Annotated in this window: 19 protein-coding genes; 12 read left to right on the top strand and 7 right to left on the bottom strand. The window is 63.7% G+C overall.

Annotated features, from left to right (window positions below):
• Window positions 1-10: 10 nt before the first annotated feature.
• Window positions 11-922 carry a 3-dehydrocarnitine:acetyl-CoA trimethylamine transferase BcoG gene (bcoG, locus tag NKJ35_RS25655; RefSeq protein WP_352650153.1) on the bottom strand — a complete coding sequence of 304 codons (912 nt, stop codon included), beginning with the start codon at window positions 920-922 and terminating at the stop codon, window positions 11-13.
• Window positions 923-998: 76 nt separating this feature from the next.
• Here bcoG and NKJ35_RS25650 point away from each other — a divergent pair, with 76 nt between their 5' ends.
• Window positions 999-1979 (top strand): GlxA family transcriptional regulator, encoded by a 981-nt coding sequence (locus NKJ35_RS25650; RefSeq protein ID WP_352650151.1) that lies wholly within the window; start codon window positions 999-1001, stop codon window positions 1977-1979.
• A gap of 61 nt (window positions 1980-2040) precedes the next feature.
• On the opposite strand, the gene NKJ35_RS25645 is transcribed toward NKJ35_RS25650, so the two are convergent.
• Window positions 2041-2250, bottom strand: coding sequence for a hypothetical protein (locus NKJ35_RS25645; protein ID WP_352650150.1), 210 nt, complete (start codon window positions 2248-2250; stop codon window positions 2041-2043).
• Window positions 2251-2415: 165 nt separating this feature from the next.
• A complete protein-coding gene (locus NKJ35_RS25640) occupies window positions 2416-3072 on the bottom strand; it encodes an O-methyltransferase (RefSeq protein WP_352650149.1) in 657 nt (218 codons plus the stop codon).
• A 93-nt stretch (window positions 3073-3165) separates the two neighbouring features.
• Between NKJ35_RS25640 and NKJ35_RS25635 the strand changes: the two genes are divergently transcribed.
• Complete coding sequence (locus NKJ35_RS25635) at window positions 3166-3798, top strand: TetR/AcrR family transcriptional regulator (protein ID WP_352650147.1); 633 nt, start codon at window positions 3166-3168, stop codon at window positions 3796-3798.
• A 130-nt stretch (window positions 3799-3928) separates the two neighbouring features.
• On the opposite strand, the gene xylA is transcribed toward NKJ35_RS25635, so the two are convergent.
• Window positions 3929-5254: a xylose isomerase gene (xylA, locus tag NKJ35_RS25630; RefSeq protein ID WP_352650146.1), complete on the bottom strand. Its 1326-nt coding sequence runs from the start codon at window positions 5252-5254 to the stop codon at window positions 3929-3931.
• A 110-nt stretch (window positions 5255-5364) separates the two neighbouring features.
• On the opposite strand from xylA, the gene NKJ35_RS25625 reads away from it, so the two are divergent.
• Entirely contained in the window at window positions 5365-5727 is a 363-nt protein-coding gene (locus NKJ35_RS25625; RefSeq protein WP_352505928.1) for a nuclear transport factor 2 family protein, read from the top strand.
• Window positions 5728-5765: 38 nt separating this feature from the next.
• Here the strand turns inward: NKJ35_RS25625 and xylB are convergent, their stop codons facing one another.
• The 3 genes from xylB to NKJ35_RS25610 form a co-directional block, all read right to left on the bottom strand.
• Window positions 5766-7220, bottom strand: coding sequence for a xylulokinase (gene xylB / locus NKJ35_RS25620; protein WP_352650144.1), 1455 nt, complete (start codon window positions 7218-7220; stop codon window positions 5766-5768).
• A gap of 191 nt (window positions 7221-7411) precedes the next feature.
• On the bottom strand, window positions 7412-8737 hold the full coding sequence (locus NKJ35_RS25615) for a tetratricopeptide repeat protein (RefSeq protein ID WP_352650141.1): 1326 nt from the start codon (window positions 8735-8737) through the stop codon (window positions 7412-7414).
• Window positions 8738-8746: 9 nt separating this feature from the next.
• Complete coding sequence (locus tag NKJ35_RS25610; protein WP_352480235.1) at window positions 8747-9370, bottom strand: LysE family translocator; 624 nt, start codon at window positions 9368-9370, stop codon at window positions 8747-8749.
• Between the two features lie 188 nt (window positions 9371-9558).
• Here NKJ35_RS25610 and NKJ35_RS25605 point away from each other — a divergent pair, with 188 nt between their 5' ends.
• The 9 genes from NKJ35_RS25605 to NKJ35_RS25565 all read left to right on the top strand — a co-directional run bounded on the left by NKJ35_RS25605 (window position 9559) and on the right by NKJ35_RS25565 (window position 16944).
• A complete protein-coding gene (locus NKJ35_RS25605; protein WP_352650139.1) occupies window positions 9559-10323 on the top strand; it encodes a L,D-transpeptidase in 765 nt (254 codons plus the stop codon).
• 95 nt (window positions 10324-10418) lie between these two features.
• Window positions 10419-11585, top strand: a complete 1167-nt coding sequence (locus NKJ35_RS25600) for a diphosphate--fructose-6-phosphate 1-phosphotransferase (RefSeq protein ID WP_352650137.1) — start codon at window positions 10419-10421, stop codon at window positions 11583-11585.
• Between the two features lie 16 nt (window positions 11586-11601).
• A complete protein-coding gene (locus NKJ35_RS25595) occupies window positions 11602-12327 on the top strand; it encodes an MBL fold metallo-hydrolase (RefSeq protein WP_352650136.1) in 726 nt (241 codons plus the stop codon).
• 365 nt (window positions 12328-12692) lie between these two features.
• Entirely contained in the window at window positions 12693-14231 is a 1539-nt protein-coding gene (locus NKJ35_RS25590; protein ID WP_352650134.1) for a DegQ family serine endoprotease, read from the top strand.
• 128 nt (window positions 14232-14359) lie between these two features.
• Window positions 14360-14971 (top strand): molybdopterin-dependent oxidoreductase, encoded by a 612-nt coding sequence (locus NKJ35_RS25585; protein ID WP_352480239.1) that lies wholly within the window; start codon window positions 14360-14362, stop codon window positions 14969-14971.
• Window positions 14968-15714: an FAD-binding oxidoreductase gene (locus NKJ35_RS25580; protein WP_352480240.1), complete on the top strand. Its 747-nt coding sequence runs from the start codon at window positions 14968-14970 to the stop codon at window positions 15712-15714. The genes NKJ35_RS25585 and NKJ35_RS25580 overlap by 4 nt, the downstream gene beginning before the upstream one ends.
• Before the next feature lie 440 nt (window positions 15715-16154).
• A complete protein-coding gene (locus NKJ35_RS25575; RefSeq protein WP_352480241.1) occupies window positions 16155-16358 on the top strand; it encodes a DUF680 domain-containing protein in 204 nt (67 codons plus the stop codon).
• 71 nt (window positions 16359-16429) lie between these two features.
• Window positions 16430-16636 (top strand): DUF680 domain-containing protein, encoded by a 207-nt coding sequence (locus NKJ35_RS25570; protein WP_352650132.1) that lies wholly within the window; start codon window positions 16430-16432, stop codon window positions 16634-16636.
• A 68-nt stretch (window positions 16637-16704) separates the two neighbouring features.
• Window positions 16705-16944 (top strand): DUF680 domain-containing protein, encoded by a 240-nt coding sequence (locus NKJ35_RS25565; RefSeq protein ID WP_352480242.1) that lies wholly within the window; start codon window positions 16705-16707, stop codon window positions 16942-16944.
• Window positions 16945-17058 lie beyond the last annotated feature (114 nt).

Genomic DNA, 17058 nt, shown 5'->3' with positions numbered 1-17058 from the left:
GATTCCCCGTTCAAAGCGGTGCGCGCTTCGTCAGGTTGAGCTTCTTGCGGACTTTGTCCGGGCCGATGACCCTGGCGCCCATATTCGACACGATGCTGACCGCCCGCTCGACCAGCTGCGCATTGGTCGCCAGCACGCCCTTGTCGAGCCAGAGATTGTCCTCCAGCCCGACGCGGACATTGCCGCCGGCGAGCACCGCGGCAGCGACGTAGGCCATCTGGTTGCGGCCGATGGCAAAAGCCGACCAGTTCCACGTCGACGGCACATTGTTGACCATCGCCATGAAGGTGTTGAGGTCGTCCGGCGCCCCCCACGGCACACCCATGCACAATTGCACCAAGGCGTCCGGCTTCAGCACTTCTTCCTCGACCAATTGCTTGGCGAACCACAGATGCCCGGTGTCGAAAGCCTCGATTTCCGGCTTGACGCCGAGCGCCGTCATCATGCCGCCCATGGCACGCAGCATGCCGGGCGTATTGGTCATGACATAGTCGGCCTCGGCGAAATTCATCGTGCCGCAGTCGAGCGTGCAGATTTCCGGCAGGCACTGGCGGACGTGCTCCATGCGGTTGCTGGCACCGCCCACGTCGGTGGCTTTTTCGTTCAGCGGCAGCGGGTTTTCCGGCGGGCCGAACACCATGTCGCCGCCCATGCCGGCGGTCAGGTTCAAAACCACATCGACATCCGCCGCGCGGATGCGCTCCGTTACTTCGCGATAAAGGTGTACGTCGCGCCTGGGCTTGCCGGTTTCGGGATCGCGCACATGGCAGTGGACGATCGCCGCACCTGCCTTTGCCGCCTCGATGGCCGAATCGGCGATCTGCTTGGGCGAACGCGGCACATGCGGGCTGCGATCCTGCGAACTGCCGGACCCGGTCACGGCACAGGTAATGAAGACCTCACGGTTCATCGCTAACGGCATCGGACTCTCTCCCAATAGGACGCAGGGCAAGAATGCCTGACTTGCCGGAAACTGTTTTGCGTTTTACGAAGATCGTGTGACCAAAAACGAAAAACCGACGATCTTTCAGGCCGAGCGTTTGCCGCTCAAGGTAACGCTGCTGGTATTCTCCGGCTCATCGATCATGTGCGTCGCCTCGGCCGTCGATCCATTGCGCGCCGCAAACCGCGTTGCCGGTGAGACGCTGTTCGATTTCAGGCTGGTCTCGGTGACGGGCGAGGCGCCGGTTACCACATGCGGCCTGCCGGTGGCGGTCAGCGGCCGCTTCGATGCGGCTGACACAACCGACATGCTGGTCGTCGTCGCCGGATTCGGCACGCAGAACTATGCCACATCGGCCCTGCTGTCCGGACTGCGCCGGGCGGCGCGCGCGGCACGCGCCTGCGGCGGCGTCGAGGCGGGTACGTGGCTGGTGGCGCGCGCGGGCTTGCTGGAAGGGCGCAGCGCCACCACCCACTGGGAGGACATGGAGGATTTCTCGTCGGCCTTTCCCGGCGTCGACGTGCGCCCCGATCGCTATGTCATCGACGGCCCGGTGTTCACCTCCGGCGGCGCCTCGCCGACATTCGACCTGATGCTGCATCTGATTCGCACGCGGCTCGGCATGGCCGTGGCGCTCGATGTCGCGAGCGTCTTCATCTACGACCAGGCGCGCGCCGCGACCGACGCGCAGCCGCTGGTCTCGCTCGGCCGTCTCGACGGCTACGATCCCAGGTTGGCGCAAGCCATCCGGCTGATGGAAGCGCATATCGACCAGCCGCTGACCATAGCCGCGGTGGCCAAGCGCGCCGGGGTGACGGCACGAACGCTGGAAAGTATCTTTCGCAAGTCGATCGGCGAAACGCCCGGCGCCTATTATCTCAGGCTGCGCCTCGGCGCCGCGCGCCGGCTGGTGGTCGACACGCGCGTGGCTATGGCCGATATTGCCGGGCGAACGGGGTTTTCGTCCGCCGCGGCATTTTCCAGAGCGTTTTCAAGAGCGTTCGGCGAAGCGCCGGTCAGGCTGCGTCGGGGATAATGCATGTCGCCCAAAAGTCCGTAGCGGTCTTGGGACAACGGCATGCATAGACAAAGGTAGATCAGGCAGCGTCCTGGCGCTCGCTGTTGCCGTCGATCTGCGAGCGCATTTGTCTCGCAAGATGGGTCTCGAAGCGGCTGGCGACCGCGCGATCCCATTCGTTCGCACTCAGCGCACCTTGCTTCGGGTGCGGCAGCGCCATCAGCCGGTCGATGATCGATCCGGCGTCGCCAGATGAGAGCAGGGCGTCGATTTCGCGTTCGTGCTGCATATCGTTTCGCCTCCTTCTTTCCGTTCCCGCCACGAACCACACTATAGGAGGTTCGTGACGGCTGTTTGAAGGCAAGAGCGAGGCGATTGATGGGCGGCGCCGGGCAAAGTTTTATCCGCCGCCGCCCATCTTGGGCACGATCGTTCCCGCAAGTCAGGCAGTGCTTCAGCCAAGCCGCATCGACAGCTCGACATCCTCGCTGAACGACGTGGACATGTAGCCGCTTCCGGTCGAGCGCACCCGCTCGAGGTATTCGGGGCAAAGATCGGCGTTGTCGGCAACGACGAAGGCGCCCGGCCTGAGGCGGCTTTCGACCAGACTCAAGATCTCTGGATAGAGCGCTTTGGCGCCGTCGAGCAGAAGCAGGTCGATGGTTTCGGGAAGATCGACGCTTAATGTTTGCACCGCATCTCCTTCTCGGATTTCCACCAGGTCGATGAGACCGCCTGCCGTCAGATTGTTCCTGGCGCGCGCCACCTTGGATGGCTCGAACTCACTGGTGATGAGGCGGCCACCGCCATTGTCCCGCAAGGCTGCGGCAAGGTGCAGGGTCGAGATGCCGAACGAGGTTCCAAATTCAACGATCGTCCTTGCGCTGCTGCCCCGTGCCAGCATGTAGAGCAGCGTGCCGGTCTCTCGCGAAACGGGAAGCCAGAGGTCCTTTAGCCGCCCATAGAAATCGAGGTATTCGGTCTTGCTTCGAACGAGGCGGCTCCGCTCCTCGGCGGAGAATTCCGCCACTGCAGGGCTCGTCGCCGCAGCGGCTTCCTCGAACAGGCGGTCCAGCAGGGGCGCGAGCGGCGGTGTCGTCAGTGTGGTCATATCGGTCTCCAGTCAGAATGGAATGTGTTCTTGTGCGACATTCAAAATACGACTAATCATTCGCATTTACTAATCGCATCGGCGCGCCTCTCAATGAGCGATCACCGCAGTCCGCGGATTTCCTCGCGAAAACAGCCCAAGCAGGCCCGCTCGGCGGAGCTCGTTGCTGCGATTTTGCAGGCTGCTGTTCAGGTTTTGGCGAAGGAAGGCGCGCAGCGCTTCACCACGGCGCGGGTGGCCGAGAAGGCCGGTGTCAGTGTCGGATCGCTGTATCAGTATTTTCCGAACAAGGCCGCGATCCTGTTCCGGCTCCAGAGCGACGAATGGCGGCAGACGACCGATTTGCTGCGCGACATCCTCGAGGATGTCGGGAAACCGCCACTTGACCGGCTGAGCGGCCTGGTCCACGCCTTCGTCCGCTCGGAGTGTGACGAGGCCGCGGTGCGTGTGGCGCTCGACGACGCCGCACCGCTTTACCGCGACGCGCCTGAGGCGCAGGCGGCAAGGGCGTCCGGAGACCGCACCATCCAACTCTTCATGCAGGAGGCGTTGCCCAACGCCGCGCAAGCGACTCGCGAATTGGCCGGCGACCTGGTCATGACGACGCTCAGCACGGTGGGGAAGCAGTTCTCGGAGTTGCCCCGAACCCCCGCGGAGATCGAAGCCTACGCCGACGCCATGGCCGACATGTTCTGCGCCTACCTGAGAGGCCTCGATCACGGCTAAAGGCAAATGCCAGCCCGGTCAGCAATCAGACCAAAAGTTTCGCACGGGGCAAACCTTGTCGGTTTCAGCCCCGCGGAAAGTCGTCTTTATCCCGCGGCCGCTGAACAATGCGGCCGCGGGATGGTACGCCTCAGACGTACCGGTTGACGATGTTTTCGAGTAGTTCCTGGCGACCGGATCTAGGCTGCGGCTCGATCCTCTCCTTGACGACGCGCTCGGCGATTTCCTCCAGCGTGCGCTTGCCGGCAAGCATCGCCTTGGCCTCGGCCGAATCCCAGCCGGCATAGCGCTCGGCGAGCGGGCCGGACAGCGCCTTGTCCTCGACCATGCGCGCTGCCGCCTTGAGGCCGCGAGCGCAGCAATCCATGCCGCCGATATGGCCGATCAGCAGATCCTGTGGATCGAGCGACTGGCGCCTGAGCTTGGCGTCGAAATTGGTGCCGCCGGTCTTGAAGCCGCCGGCCTGCAGCACCTGATAGTAGGCGAGAGCCATCTCCGGCACATTGTTGGGGAACTGGTCGGTGTCCCAGCCCGACTGGTAGTCGTTGCGGTTCATGTCGATCGAGCCGAAGATTCCCAGCGCATTGGCCAGCGCCAGTTCATGCTCGAACGAATGGCCGGCCAGGATGGCGTGGCCCTGCTCGATGTTGAGCTTGACCTCATTCTCCAGCCCGAAACGCTTGAGGAAGCCATAGACGGTGGCGACGTCGTAATCATACTGGTGCTTGGTTGGCTCCTGAGGCTTCGGCTCGATCAGGATGGTGCCTTCGAAGCCGATCCTGTGCTTGTAATCGACGACCAGATTGAGGAAACGGCCCGCCTGTTCCTGCTCGCGGGCAAGGTCGGTGTTGAGCAGCGTCTCATAGCCCTCGCGGCCGCCCCACAGCACGTAATTCTCGCCGTTCAGACGCTTGGTGACGTCGATGCAGTGTTTCACCGTCGCCGCCGAATAGGCAAAGACGTCCGGATCGGGATTGGTGGCGGCGCCTGACATGAAGCGGCGGTTGGAGAACAGGTTGGCCGTGCCCCACAACAGCTTGACGCCGGTCTGCTTCATCTTTTCCGAGAAATAATCGGCGATCTCGTCGAGCCGCGCCGCACTTTCGGAAAAGTCCCGGCCCTCCGGCCGCACGTCGGCATCGTGGAAGCAGAAATAAGGCGCGCCCAGCAACGAAAACATCTCGAAGGCGACGTCGGCCTTGAGCTTGGCCAACTCCATCGTGTCGGTGCTGCCGGCCTTCGGAAACCACGGCCGGTCAAATGTCTGGCCGCCGAACGGATCGCCGCCCGGCCAGGCAAAGGAATGCCAATAGGCGACGGCAAAGCGCAGATGGTCTTCGAGCCGCTTGCCGGCGACAATCTCGTCGGGATTGTAGAACCGGTAGGCCAGCGGATTGGTCGAATCCGGTCCCTCGTATTTGATCTGTTGGATGTCGCCGAAAAAACCGCTGCTCATGTTCTTTTCCTCTCGCATGGTTCGGCCTGATTACCTCAGGCGTAATTGGTTTCGCGCTGGCGCTGGTCGAAAAGGCTCATGTCAAAGCCACCCAACGAAGGAGACAGACCATGACCGACCTCAACACCATTGCCGAAAACTACATCGCCGCCTGGAACGAGAGCGACGCCGCACGCAGGAAAGCCTTGCTCGAGGCGACCTTCACCGAGGACGTCGGCTACCGCGATCCGATCATGCAGGGCGACGGCCATGACGGCATCGCTGCGCTGATCGAAGGCGTGCAGCAGCGCTTTGCCGGCTTCAGGTTCTCGCTGAAAGGCAAGCCGGACGGCTTCGCCGATACCATCCGTTTCTCCTGGAATCTCGGGCCGGAAGGCGTCGAGTCCGTCATCGAAGGCACCGATATCGGCGTCATCGAAAATGGCCGGCTGAAAAGCGTCACCGGCTTTCTCGACAAGGTGCCGGCACAGTGAGGCCTTCTCGGCAGGCCACGGCGAGGGTGGGAAACCGCTCACGCCGTGGCGCTCCTGATCGCCGGGTAAAGCTGGCGGTAGCGCTGATAGGCATCTGCATAGGCACCGCCGAGGGCGGCGACCGGCTCGACCGTGGCGTCCGTCGCCGGCGCCGTGCACACGGCGCGCGGATCGGCGCCGGTCGCCGCGATCAGGCCAAGCCGGGCGGCGCCAAAGGCGGCGCCGAAATCGCCGTCGGCTGGAATATCGACTGGCAGGCCAAGCGCTGTGGCGATGGCCTTCAGCCAGTATCGCGAACGCGAGCCGCCGCCGATCGCCGTCACCCGGGTCAGCGTCGTGCCGGCTTTGGCCAGGGCTTCGAGACTGTCGCGGAAGGCGAAGGCGACGCCTTCGAGCACGGCCTGGGTCAGCGCCGCGCGGCCCGACTCGTGGGCAAGCCCGGTAAAGGCGCTCCGAATGACGGAATCATTGTGAGGCGTCCGCTCGCCTGACAGGTACGGCAGGAAGGAGACACCGGTCGGCGCCTGCAGCGCATCACCGAGTTCGGCGGTCAACTCGACGGCGCTTTTTCCCGCAATTGCCGACAGCCAGTTGAGTGAATCGGTTGCCGACAGGATGACGCCCATCTGGTGCCAGGTGCCGGGCAGTGCGTGGCAGAAGGTGTGCACCGCACTTTCCGGATTGGGCAGATAGGACGCGTTGGCGGCAAAAAGCACGCCCGATGTGCCGAGCGAGACGAAAGCCTGGCCGGCGCCGACCGTGCCCATGCCGCAGGCCGAGGCCGCGTTGTCGCCGGCGCCGCCGGCGATCGGGATGCCCGTCTGGATGCCCCATTTCGCAGCCAGTTCGCCGCGCAAGGCACCGGCCTTGGCCGTGCCTTCGACCAATGACGGCATCTGCCTTTCGTCCAGCGACGTCGCTGCTAGCAGTTCGGAGGACCAGGCGCGTTTGCCGACGTCGAGCCACGACGTGCCAGCCGAATCCGACATTTCCGAAATATGGTCGCCGGCGAGCCAGAGCCGCAAAAAGTCCTTCGGCAGCAGGACCTTTGCCACCTTGGCAAAAACAGCCGGTTCGTTGTTTTTCACCCAGGCGAGCTTTGGCGCGGTGAAGCCGGGAAAGACGATGTTGCCGGTCAGCTTGCGAAAGCGTGGGTCGGCATCGAGTGCAGCCGCCTCGGCGTGGCTGCGTGTGTCGTTCCACAGGATGCAGGGGCGCAGCACCTGGTCGGCGGCATCGAGCAGGGTGGCGCCATGCATATGGCCGGAAAGGCCGATGCCTTTAACCGCCGCGAGCTCCTTCGCATGCATGGACCTCAGCTCGGCGATCGCCGCTTCGCAGGCGCGAATCCAGTCGGCCGGGTTCTGCTCGGACCAGCCGGGATGCGGGCGCGACACATCGAGCGGCGCATGGCCGGAGCCGACGATGCCCTGCCTTGCATCGATCAGCAGCGCCTTGACGCCCGACGTGCCGAGATCGAGGCCGAGATACATGCTTCCTCCCATATCCGTCAGGCCTGGCGGCGACGGTCTTTCTTGCTCCCCGGCCCAGTCCTGCGACACGGACGGCGAAGATATCCCGGCAATCGTGCTGCCGGAAAAACGCTCCAGTCAACACGCGAAGATTTTTTCGACACTCGAAAAAATCTGGCCGGGGCAGTTTTTAAGGCAAGATTTAATCTTGGTCAATTCGCCGTGAGAGCGATTGCGCGCCGTGAAAACAGTGCCGACAACGGGCTGTCCGGCCGTGCCAGCGCGCGTTCCGCCGCCAGCGCCCTTGCCAGCGCGCCATCACCGGAACGCAATGCCGCCTCGATCAGCGTCAGGTCGATGACGTCGCGTTGGGCGTGGCTGCCGCCGAAGCGGTGGGCGATCGCCCGGATCGGCCGGATCAGGCGTATCGTCCCGGCATAATTGCCCTCGCCGAATGCCTTGATGGCGAGCGTCAGGGGATGGCCGACATCCCGGGTGAAAGCGGCGTTGTCGTCTTTGCCGCGCATCGCCTCGCGCTGCGCCTCGAGCAAGCCGCTGGCCGGCGCGTCGAGGCCGGCACCGACAAACGCCATCATTGCGTGGGCGTCGTTGAAGGCATAATGGCCGGCGCTGGCCTTGGGCAACCAGTTGGCGGCGAGCGCCGCCCAGCGGCTGCCGACATCGACGCCGCCGAGATGCAGCCGCCACAGGATCGCCGAGGCATCGACCATGTTGAGCGCCAGCGTCGAGCGCTCGCCATAGATCGGCCCGTCATAGAGCGCCAGCACCTCGTCGATTTCGCCAAGATCGTAGTGGAACAGCGCCAGGTGCCACCAATTGTGCACCTGCAGGAAACTTTCCCGCGTCCACGCTTCGGGATTGGCGCGCATCCACAGAATGCCGTCCTTTTGCCGGCTCTGCATCTCCATGACATGGGCCACCGCATGCTGGGCCCAGCCGTCGCGCGGCTCGAGATCGACCGCCGTGCGGCCAAGTTTTTCGGCGCGCGCGTAATCGCCCATTTCCTCCAGGCCAAAGGCCTGCATGCCGAGTATGGCGTGATAGCCCGGCATGCCGCTCTGCCAGGACGGCAGCGCGCGGCCGATGCGGTCGCGCAGCATGCGCGCGTTGCCGGTGAAGAAGTCGATCTGGTGCCCGGTCTGCAGCGCCAGCGCATCGAGCGGAAACTCGATGGCGATATCCTCCAGCACGCGGGCGGCCTCGTGCCAGCGTCCCTCCGCAAGGTGGCCAAGGGCGGCGACATGCGCCTGCTCACGTGTCGTCGCGGCAAGCGGCAGCGCCGCCTCGTGACATGCCTTGGCCACCGCCGTCGCCTCACGCTCGGTGGCGAGGCCAAAGAGATAACCCTTGAACACCTGCGCCATGACGAAGCCGGGATCGTCGGCGATTGCCCGGTCAATGGAGCCGACCGGATCGCCGATGAAGCACTGCAATTCGCGCACGGCCTGGCTGTAGGACGAAAACCCGGCCTCCGTCGCGCCAGACAGTGTCAGGCCGAATGCATCCCTGACCGCCATGGCGTGTCCTCAGTTACCCGATCGCATCGCCACCGTGGCGATGCCTGCGCCGACCAGCAGCGTGCCGCCGGTGCGGTTGAAGATGCGGATCGCCTTTGGATTGCGCACGACGTTGCGCGCCCTTGCGGCGATCAGCGCATAACCGAGCGCGTTGGCGAAGGCGAGCGTCAGGAAGGTCGTCTCGAAGATCAGCATCTGTGTCCAGAAATCCGCGTGCCGGTCGAGGAACTGCGGCAGGAAGGCGACGAAGAAGGTGATGCTTTTCGGATTGAGCGCAGTAACCAGCCAGGCATGCGCCGCCATTTTCGCCGATGACACCGCATCGGTGCGCGGTTCGGCCCGGAGCGCGCCGCCGGCGCGAAACAGCTTGATGCCGAGATAGATCAGATAGAGGGCGCCGATCACCTTCAGCACCGTGAATACGGTGGCCGACGCCGCCAGCAGCGCGCCGATGCCCAGCATCGACAGTGTCATCGCGGTGAAGTCGCCGAGCGCCACGCCGACTGCCATCGGCAGCGCGGTGCGCCAGCCTTGGCCGAGTGCATAGGAAACCACCAGCAGGATGGTCGGGCCTGGAATGACCAGAAGGACTGCCGAGGCGGCGGCAAACGCGGCCCAGTTTTCGAAGGACATTTTCTTCTCCTTGAGCTTAAAGAAGAGGATAAATCCTTGGCCTCGCGCAGATGTAAAGAGGCAAGAATCGAAAAAGCGCGTCGTTAACGCCAGGCGGCTGGCCTTCACGCTTTTTCAACCATGATTGGTGAAAATGCCTGCTATCCGGCCGGACCGTGTTTCCCGCCGACAGCGTAGGGTTTGGGTAAATGCGTGAGTTGCCGCACGGTCTGTCGCTGCCGCATAATGGCGACGCAATCGAAACCGAACTACAGCTTTCCCGCCGCACGGTGCTGTCCGGCGCCGGCGCGTTGGCGCTGCTCGGCGTCACAGGCTGCAGCCAGACGCTGGATCTGCCGTCGCTCCAGCTCGACGACGTCACCACCGGCTCGATCCGGCCCGTCCGTCCGAGCATCAGCGTCGACAAGAACATCACCAGCCCCGACGTGATGTACGCTTCGCTTACCGACGGTGGCTTCAACGTGCCGGAGGTGCCCTACCTCAAGATCAAGCCGGAGTTTCGCCGCCAGATTGTCGTCGATCCGACCGGCGAGCAGCCCGGTACCATTGTCGTTCACTCGCAGGAACGGCTGCTCTATCTCGTGCAGCCCGGCGGCGAGGCGATCCGTTACGGCGTCGGTATCGGCAAGGACGGATTCCGCTGGTCCGGCCGCGCCAACATCCAGTACGGCAAGGAATGGCCGGTCTGGACCCCGCCGCCCGAGATGATCGCCCGCAGGCCGGAACTGGTGAAGTGGCAACGCGGACAGCCGGGCGGCCTCGACAATCCGCTCGGCGCGCGTGCCCTCTACATCTATCAGAACGGCAGCGACACCGGTTATCGCATCCACGGCTCGCCCGAATGGTGGAGCATCGGCCAGGCGATGTCGTCGGGCTGCGTGCGCCTGATCAACCAGGACATCATCGATCTCTACAGCCGCGTCTCCAAGAAAAACCCGGTCGTCGTCGTCTGAACGGCGGCTTCGCCTTCAGCGATCACTCTGCCGTTGCGCGATGCCGCAAGACAGGCGAATGTGCCTGCGATTTCATCGCCCGGGAGACGTGAACAATGGCCGGAACTTTTGTCATCGCGCAGGGCGGCGGCCCGACCGCCGTCATCAACCAGACCGTGGTGGGTGCTGCGCTCGAAATCCGCAAGCGGCATCCCGGCGCCAAGGTGCTGGGATCCATCCACGGCGTGCGCGGCATTCGTGACGGCAATTACGTCGATCTTTCCGCCATCCCCGAGGACCGCCTGCGGCTGATCGCGGCGACGCCGAGCGCCGCGCTTGGTTCGACGCGCGACAAGCCGGATGCCGCCTATTGCGACCTCGTCCTCAATGGCCTGAAGAAAGCCGGCGCCGACGCCTTCATCTATATCGGCGGCAACGACACCTCGGGCACGCAGCAGATCCTCACCGACGCCGCCGGCGGCAAGATCGCCTTCGTGCATGCGCCGAAAACCATCGACAACGATCTCGAGGAGAACGATCACACGCCCGGCTTCATGTCGGCGGCCGAGTTCGTCGCTGGAGCATTCCTTTCGGTCGATCTCGATTTCCGCGCTCTGCCGGGCATCTATGTCGGCATCGTCATGGGGCGGCATGCCGGTTTCCTGACGGCCGCATCCGCGGCCTGGCAGCTCGACCAGGACAGCGGCCCGCATCTCGTCTACGTGCCGGAGCGGCCGTTCTCGGCGGCCGGTTTCATTGACGACGTGCGCGCCACGCTCGACCGCCACAAGCGCTGCATCGTTGCCGTCTCCGAAGGCGTCAGCACCGCTGACGGCAAGGCGCTGGTCGAAAGCCTGGTGCCGCCGGAAAGGCTGGAGCGCGACCAGCACGGCAACGTCAAGCTGTCGGGCAGCGACCTGCCGGCAGCCTTGGAGCGCGCGCTCGCCGAAGGATTGCCGGGCAAGCGGGCGCGCGTTGATGCGCTCGGCTATATGCCGCGCGGCTATGTCGGCGCCATCAGCGCGGTGGACGCGCGGGAGGCCTTCGATGCCGGCGCTTTCGCCGTCACCGTGGCCGACGAGGGCGGCGGTTCCGTGGCGCTGCAATATGACGGCAAAAAAACCGTGCTGAAGAAGGTGCCGCTGAAGAACGTCGCCGGCAAGACACGCCATATGCCGGATGATTTCATGCTGCCCGACGTCAACCGGCTGTCCAATGCGGGCATGGCCTATCTGAAGCGGCTGGTTCCGCGAAAGTACAAGGTCGGTAAGCCGTTCGTCTGATGCCGGCCTTTATCTGATGGACAGCTGGTTCAGCAAAACCATCGTCGACGCCAAGACGATGATGCTGACCGAGCCCTTCGTGCATGATTTCGTGCGCGCCAACATCTGGCATGTGCGCGGCCGCGATGTCGACCTGCTGGTCGACACCGGCATGGGGATCTGCCCGCTGGCGCCGCAGATCGACACGCCGGCCGGCAAGCCGCTGCTCGTCGTCACCACGCATATCCATCTCGATCATGTCGGCTCGCTGCACGAGTTTCCGTTGCGGGCAGGTCCGCGCCACAGCGCCACGCAGTTCGACAGCATGGACGAAGCGGTGACCTACGCCTACATGTTCCATGATCTCGAAGGCGCCGTCTCCAGACTGCCGGCAAACGGCTGGAAAGCGGCCGATTACAGGATTCCACCGGCGCCGCTGGACCGGACCCTGGACGAGGGCGATAGGATCGACCTCGGCGACCGGCAATTCCGCGTCCTGCACCTGCCCGGCCACTCTCCGGATTCGATCGCGCTGTTCGATGAGGCAGACGGCCTGTTCTTCGCCGGCGACGCCATCTATGACGCGACGCTGATCGACGACCTGCCGGATTCCGATCGTGCCGCCTACCGCCGCACCATGCAGCGGCTGCTCGACTTGCCGATCCGGATCGGCCATGGCGGTCATGGACCGAGCTTCGACGGCAGGCGGATGCGTGAGATCGCCTCGGCGTATCTCAGGCGAACGGACGGGACAGCGGCATAGAAGCCTTGGCGGGGCAGTGAGGGGCGGCCTGAAGCGATTTGGCTTGGGCAACTATTTTGTTCTTGCTTTGTGCCGGCAGCTATGCTAGTAATCTGGGTATGGTGCTGATTTGCCCCAACGACCCGCCGTCAGGCGGGTTTTTGTTTTCGGGTTTCGGCGCAAGCCCGGCACGGCGGTTGCCAGCCGAAAATTAAATCTTCGTAACATTATCTGGAAACCATGATCGGCGCCCTAGATGCGGGGCTGTCGATCCGGTCGGCTGCCTGACAGGCGAGACAGGCAAGGCCGACGACCGACGCGCCGATGAATTGTTCCGGTGACGGAACGTTAGGGCGCTTCACCAATCTCTCGCCCGGACAACGGCCATGTCACCAATTCAGACCCTTCGCAGACATCGCGTCGCCGCTCTGCTGGGCGCAGCGTTGATCGTCAGCCCTTTCGCCCTGCCTCTCGCTCCCAGGCTGAATGATGTCCTGGCGGCAACGGTCACCCCTCCCGTCACCGGCATGACGGCGCCGAGCGGCTCGTTCGCGCCGGTCGTGGCGGCCGATAAGCCGGCGGTGGTGACCATCACGACGGTCATGAAAGTACAACAGCCCGACACCATGAGCGACGCCTCTCCCTTTGGCGGAACCTCCCCTTTCGACGACTATTTCCGCCATTTCTTCGGTGACCAGGGATTGCCCGCTCCCAAAACACCGCCGGAACAGGCGCCGCGCACCGAGGCGCTCGGTTCAGGCTTCATCGTCGCCAGCGACGGCACCATCGTCACCAACAATCACGTTGTCGATGGCGCCCAATCGATCAAGGTGACGCTCGACGACGGCACCGAGCTTCCCGCCAAATTGATCGGCCATGACGCCAAGAACGATCTTGCCGTGCTCAAGGTCAAAGCCGGCAAGCCCCTGCCGACCGTCAGATGGGGCGATTCCGACAAGCTCATGCCGGGTGACCAGGTGCTCGCCTTCGGCAATCCTTTCGGCCTTGGCACCACGGTCACGGCCGGCATCGTCTCGGCGCGCGGCCGCGACCTGCACAGCGGGCCGTTTGACGACTTCATCCAGATCGACGCACCGATCAACCGGGGCAATTCCGGCGGCCCGCTGACGGATGTGAACGGCAATGTCGTCGGCATCAACACGGCGATCTTTTCGCCGAATGGCGGCAGTGTCGGCGTCGGCTTCGCCATCCCCTCCGACCAGGCGCAAAAGGTCGTCGCCAAGCTGATGAAGGGCGGCTCCATCCAGTACGGCTACCTGGGCGTCCAGATCCAGCCGGTGACGCCTGATATGGCGAGCGCCATCGGCCTCGATCACCCCGCCGGCGTGCTCGTCGCGCAGGTCAGCGACGGATCGCCGGCCGCCAAGGCCGGCATCGAGACCGGCGACGTCATCACCAGCTTCGCCGATCGCGACATAAAGGACCCAAGGGACCTGTCGCGCGCTGTCGCCGACGTTGCGCCCGGCACGAGGGAAACCCTCAATGTCTGGCGCAAGGGCCAAAGCCTGCAGATCTCCGTCGAGATCGGGCGCAACGAAGACGACATGGCAACGGGATCGGTGACCGGCGATCAGGGTCAGCCGTCGACGGAGCAGGGCCTCCGTGCACCGGCGCTCGGTCTCCGCCTGATGGATGTCACCCCGGATGTACGCCAGGCAATGAACCTGGCAGGCAACCAGCACGGCGCACTGGTCGAGCGCGTCGACCCGAACAAGGCGGCATCGGCTTCCGGCATCCAGCCCGGCGACATCATCGTCGCCGTCGACCAGCATCCGGTGAGAAGCGCCAGGCAGGCTAACCAGGCGATTGTGCAGGCTGCCAAATCCAGCAAGAAATCGGTGCTGCTGCTTGTCCAGCGCGGCGACGCCCAGATGTTTGTCGCCGTCCCCTTCGCCAGTGGCTGAGGCAGGCGCCGCGCTGCCAAGATCGATGGAGGGCATTGCCGGCCGAGCCAAGATTTCGGTTGCCCGAGCGCGCGTCTTCGAGAAAACTGACAAAGGTCGATTGGACCTTGCGCAAACGGATATTCTCGATGGCTACCCGAGGTTTCTCTTCCGGACGAAAGCCGCCGACAGATACGGGTGCACGTATCCCGCCGGGGCAATATCTCGAGCAAGGTTTCCCGGTCCTGTCGGCCGGCCCGACGCCGCATGTGCGCACCGAGGATTGGTCGTTCACGCTTAAGCACGGGCCGCGGCCGATCAAGAAGTGGAACTGGGCCGAGTTCAACGCGCTGCCCCTGACCAAGATGACGCGCGACATCCATTGCGTCACCGCATGGACCAAGTTCGACACGGCGTGGCAGGGCGTGCTGGTCGACGACATCCTTGCCGACGCCGGCATCGAGCCGCCCACCGCCTTCACGCTGGCGTTGGGTTTCGACGGCTATTCCACCAACGTGCCAACGAAGGATCTCACCGGCGGCAAGGCGATGGTGGCGCTGCTTTACGAGGGCAAGCCGATCACCCCCGACCATGGCGGCCCGGCGCGGCTGCTCGTTCCGCATCTCTATTTCTGGAAATCGGCCAAATGGCTGAACGGGCTGCAGTTCACCGAGCGTGACGAGCCGGGTTTCTGGGAGTTGCGAGGCTATCATATCTATGGCGACCCGTGGCGCGAGCAGCGCTACACGAACGATCCATGAGCGACGCACCGGCGGCGCAGTCGCCCTGGCAGATAGTCACCATCACCCGCATCCAAAAGCGCACGCCGCGCGTCACCAGCTTTTTCCTGCAGCCGTCGCGGCCCTTCGCCTACCGTGCCGGACAGCATGTCGATGTCAGGCTGACGGCGCCTGACGGTTATCAGGCGCGGCGCTCCTACTCCATCGCCTCGGCACCGGAGACCGGCGAGACCATCGAGCTGGCGATTGAAAAACTCGAGGACGGCGAGGTCTCGCCGTTCTTTCACGAGATCGCGGCGGTGGGCGACGAGTTCGAATTGCGCGGGCCGCTCGGCGGCCATTTCGTCTGGTCCGACGGCGATGGCGGACCGCTCCTGCTCGTCGGCGGTGGGTCGGGCGTGGTGCCGTTGATGTCGATGGTCCGTCACCGGGCGATGCGGGGGTCGCTGGTTGCCGCCGCCCTGGTGGTTTCGGCGCGGGTCTGGGACGAGGTGATCTTTCGCGATGAGCTGATCGACCTCGCCGAGCGCCGGGATGGCTTCGACCTGGTGCTGACGCTGACGCGCGAGCCGGCCCGCCGTCCGGCGGATTATGCGCGGCGGGTCGACGCCGCGATGATGGTGCAAGCCATGACCAGGTTGCCCGCGCCGCCGAAGCTGGCCTTTGTCTGCGGCTCGAACGCATTCGTGACGGCCGCCGCCGAGGCACTGATCGATGCCGGGGTGCCTGCGGCTCTCATCCGCACCGAACGCTACGGGGTCTGACCCGGTTCTGCTTGCCCGGTTGCTGCCTTTGCCGGCCGGCCTAAACGGGCCGAAAACCGGCAGAACGGCGAGGCCGCGCTTGGCTGAAATGGTTAACGATTCGACAAACAACCCCGGCTGCGACTTTTATCGGTTTAAAAAATCGAACCGAACGGTTCGTTTCTGTTGACAATGCGTGCAGGACGCTGTGAACGCTGCCTTCCAAGTCCCCTTGCAGTCAGACCGAGGCGATGGGCTATCTTGTTGGCATTAAACGGTAAAAATGTGGCGGAGGGAGTCCGTGGCACAATTTCAAGGTGTAGATTCTTGGTCCACACCAAACAACTTCGTGATTGGAAACTGGCCATTGGCTTTCCCACATCGGGGCGGTCCGAACGACGCGAACTCCTCCCAAGACACGCCGCTAGACGGACTGAGACTAAGATACTGGAGTACTAAAAATGAAAAAGATCGCTCTTGCCGCCGTCGCCGTTTTGGCCATCACCGGCAGCGCCTTCGCCGGCAGCGACAATTATGGTTCCAATGGTGCGAACCAGCCTGCCGCCTCGGGCGACAGCTCGTACACGGCTTCCATTCAGAAGCCGGCTGATGCTGACAAGCAGCCTGTCCAGGGCGCCGACCGGAACCTCTTCGGCAACAACTAACAGCCGATCCCAGCATCAGGGCGGCGGGCATATCCGCCGCCCGGGATCTGAAAAAATTCAGGAGTATTGAAATGAAAAAGATCTTTCTTGCCGCCGTCGCCGTTTTGGCCATCACCGGCAGCGCCTTCGCCGCCAGCGACAATTATGGTTCCAACGGAGCCAACCAGCCGGCTGTCGCGGTCGACAGCTCGTACACGGCCTCCCTCAAGAAGTCAGATCAGGCTGAAAAGCAGCCGGTCGGCCAAGGCGCCGATCGCAACCTCTTCGGCAACAACTAACAGCCGATCCCACCATCAAGGCGGGCGGGCATGCCCGCCGCTTTGATCCGAAATCCAGGAGTATCCAAATGAAAAAGATTGTTCTTACTGCCGCCGCTCTCTTGATTACCGCCGGCGGCGCCTATGCCCAAAACGACAATGTTGGCGGGAGCGACATCAATAAGCAGTCGACCGTCAATGTCGACAAGACGCAGACGTATTCGGTGCGTGACAGCAACTCGCCGATCTACAAGTTGCTGAATTCGTCCGGCGATGTGCCCAAGTCCGCGCCTCAGGGCGCCGACCGCAACCTCTTCGGCAACAACTAACAGCCGAATTGGAATTCCAGACAAGAGCGGCCGGGCCACCCCCCCGCGGGTGTGGTTTTGGGTGGGGGAAAACCCCAGCCCCAAACCCCCGATTAGTTTGGTTTAATGAGCGCG

This window comes from Mesorhizobium sp. M0136 (genome assembly GCF_040322515.1).
GTDB lineage: Bacteria > Pseudomonadota > Alphaproteobacteria > Rhizobiales > Rhizobiaceae > Mesorhizobium.
Note: the sequence above shows the minus strand (reverse complement) of the source record. Positions and strands in the feature narration are given on the sequence as shown.

Bases quoted from the DNA above. Each gene is read 5' to 3' on its own strand.
- NKJ35_RS25575 (WP_352480241.1), top strand. From the start codon at position 16,155: ATGAAAAAGATCGCTCTTGCCGCCGTCGCCGTTTTGGCCATCACCGGC.
- NKJ35_RS25605 (WP_352650139.1), top strand. From the start codon at position 9,559: ATGCGTGAGTTGCCGCACGGTCTGTCGCTGCCGCATAATGGCGACGCA.
- NKJ35_RS25640 (WP_352650149.1), bottom strand. From the start codon at position 3,072: ATGACCACACTGACGACACCGCCGCTCGCGCCCCTGCTGGACCGCCTG.
- NKJ35_RS25610 (WP_352480235.1), bottom strand. From the start codon at position 9,370: ATGTCCTTCGAAAACTGGGCCGCGTTTGCCGCCGCCTCGGCAGTCCTT.
- NKJ35_RS25565 (WP_352480242.1), top strand. From the start codon at position 16,705: ATGAAAAAGATTGTTCTTACTGCCGCCGCTCTCTTGATTACCGCCGGC.
- NKJ35_RS25580 (WP_352480240.1), top strand. From the start codon at position 14,968: ATGAGCGACGCACCGGCGGCGCAGTCGCCCTGGCAGATAGTCACCATC.
- NKJ35_RS25570 (WP_352650132.1), top strand. From the start codon at position 16,430: ATGAAAAAGATCTTTCTTGCCGCCGTCGCCGTTTTGGCCATCACCGGC.
- NKJ35_RS25635 (WP_352650147.1), top strand. From the start codon at position 3,166: ATGAGCGATCACCGCAGTCCGCGGATTTCCTCGCGAAAACAGCCCAAG.
- xylB (WP_352650144.1), bottom strand. From the start codon at position 7,220: ATGTATCTCGGCCTCGATCTCGGCACGTCGGGCGTCAAGGCGCTGCTG.
- NKJ35_RS25585 (WP_352480239.1), top strand. From the start codon at position 14,360: ATGGCTACCCGAGGTTTCTCTTCCGGACGAAAGCCGCCGACAGATACG.
- bcoG (WP_352650153.1), bottom strand. From the start codon at position 922: ATGCCGTTAGCGATGAACCGTGAGGTCTTCATTACCTGTGCCGTGACC.
- NKJ35_RS25600 (WP_352650137.1), top strand. From the start codon at position 10,419: ATGGCCGGAACTTTTGTCATCGCGCAGGGCGGCGGCCCGACCGCCGTC.
- NKJ35_RS25625 (WP_352505928.1), top strand. From the start codon at position 5,365: ATGACCGACCTCAACACCATTGCCGAAAACTACATCGCCGCCTGGAAC.
- NKJ35_RS25615 (WP_352650141.1), bottom strand. From the start codon at position 8,737: ATGGCGGTCAGGGATGCATTCGGCCTGACACTGTCTGGCGCGACGGAG.
- NKJ35_RS25595 (WP_352650136.1), top strand. From the start codon at position 11,602: ATGGACAGCTGGTTCAGCAAAACCATCGTCGACGCCAAGACGATGATG.
- NKJ35_RS25590 (WP_352650134.1), top strand. From the start codon at position 12,693: ATGTCACCAATTCAGACCCTTCGCAGACATCGCGTCGCCGCTCTGCTG.
- NKJ35_RS25645 (WP_352650150.1), bottom strand. From the start codon at position 2,250: ATGCAGCACGAACGCGAAATCGACGCCCTGCTCTCATCTGGCGACGCC.
- xylA (WP_352650146.1), bottom strand. From the start codon at position 5,254: ATGAGCAGCGGTTTTTTCGGCGACATCCAACAGATCAAATACGAGGGA.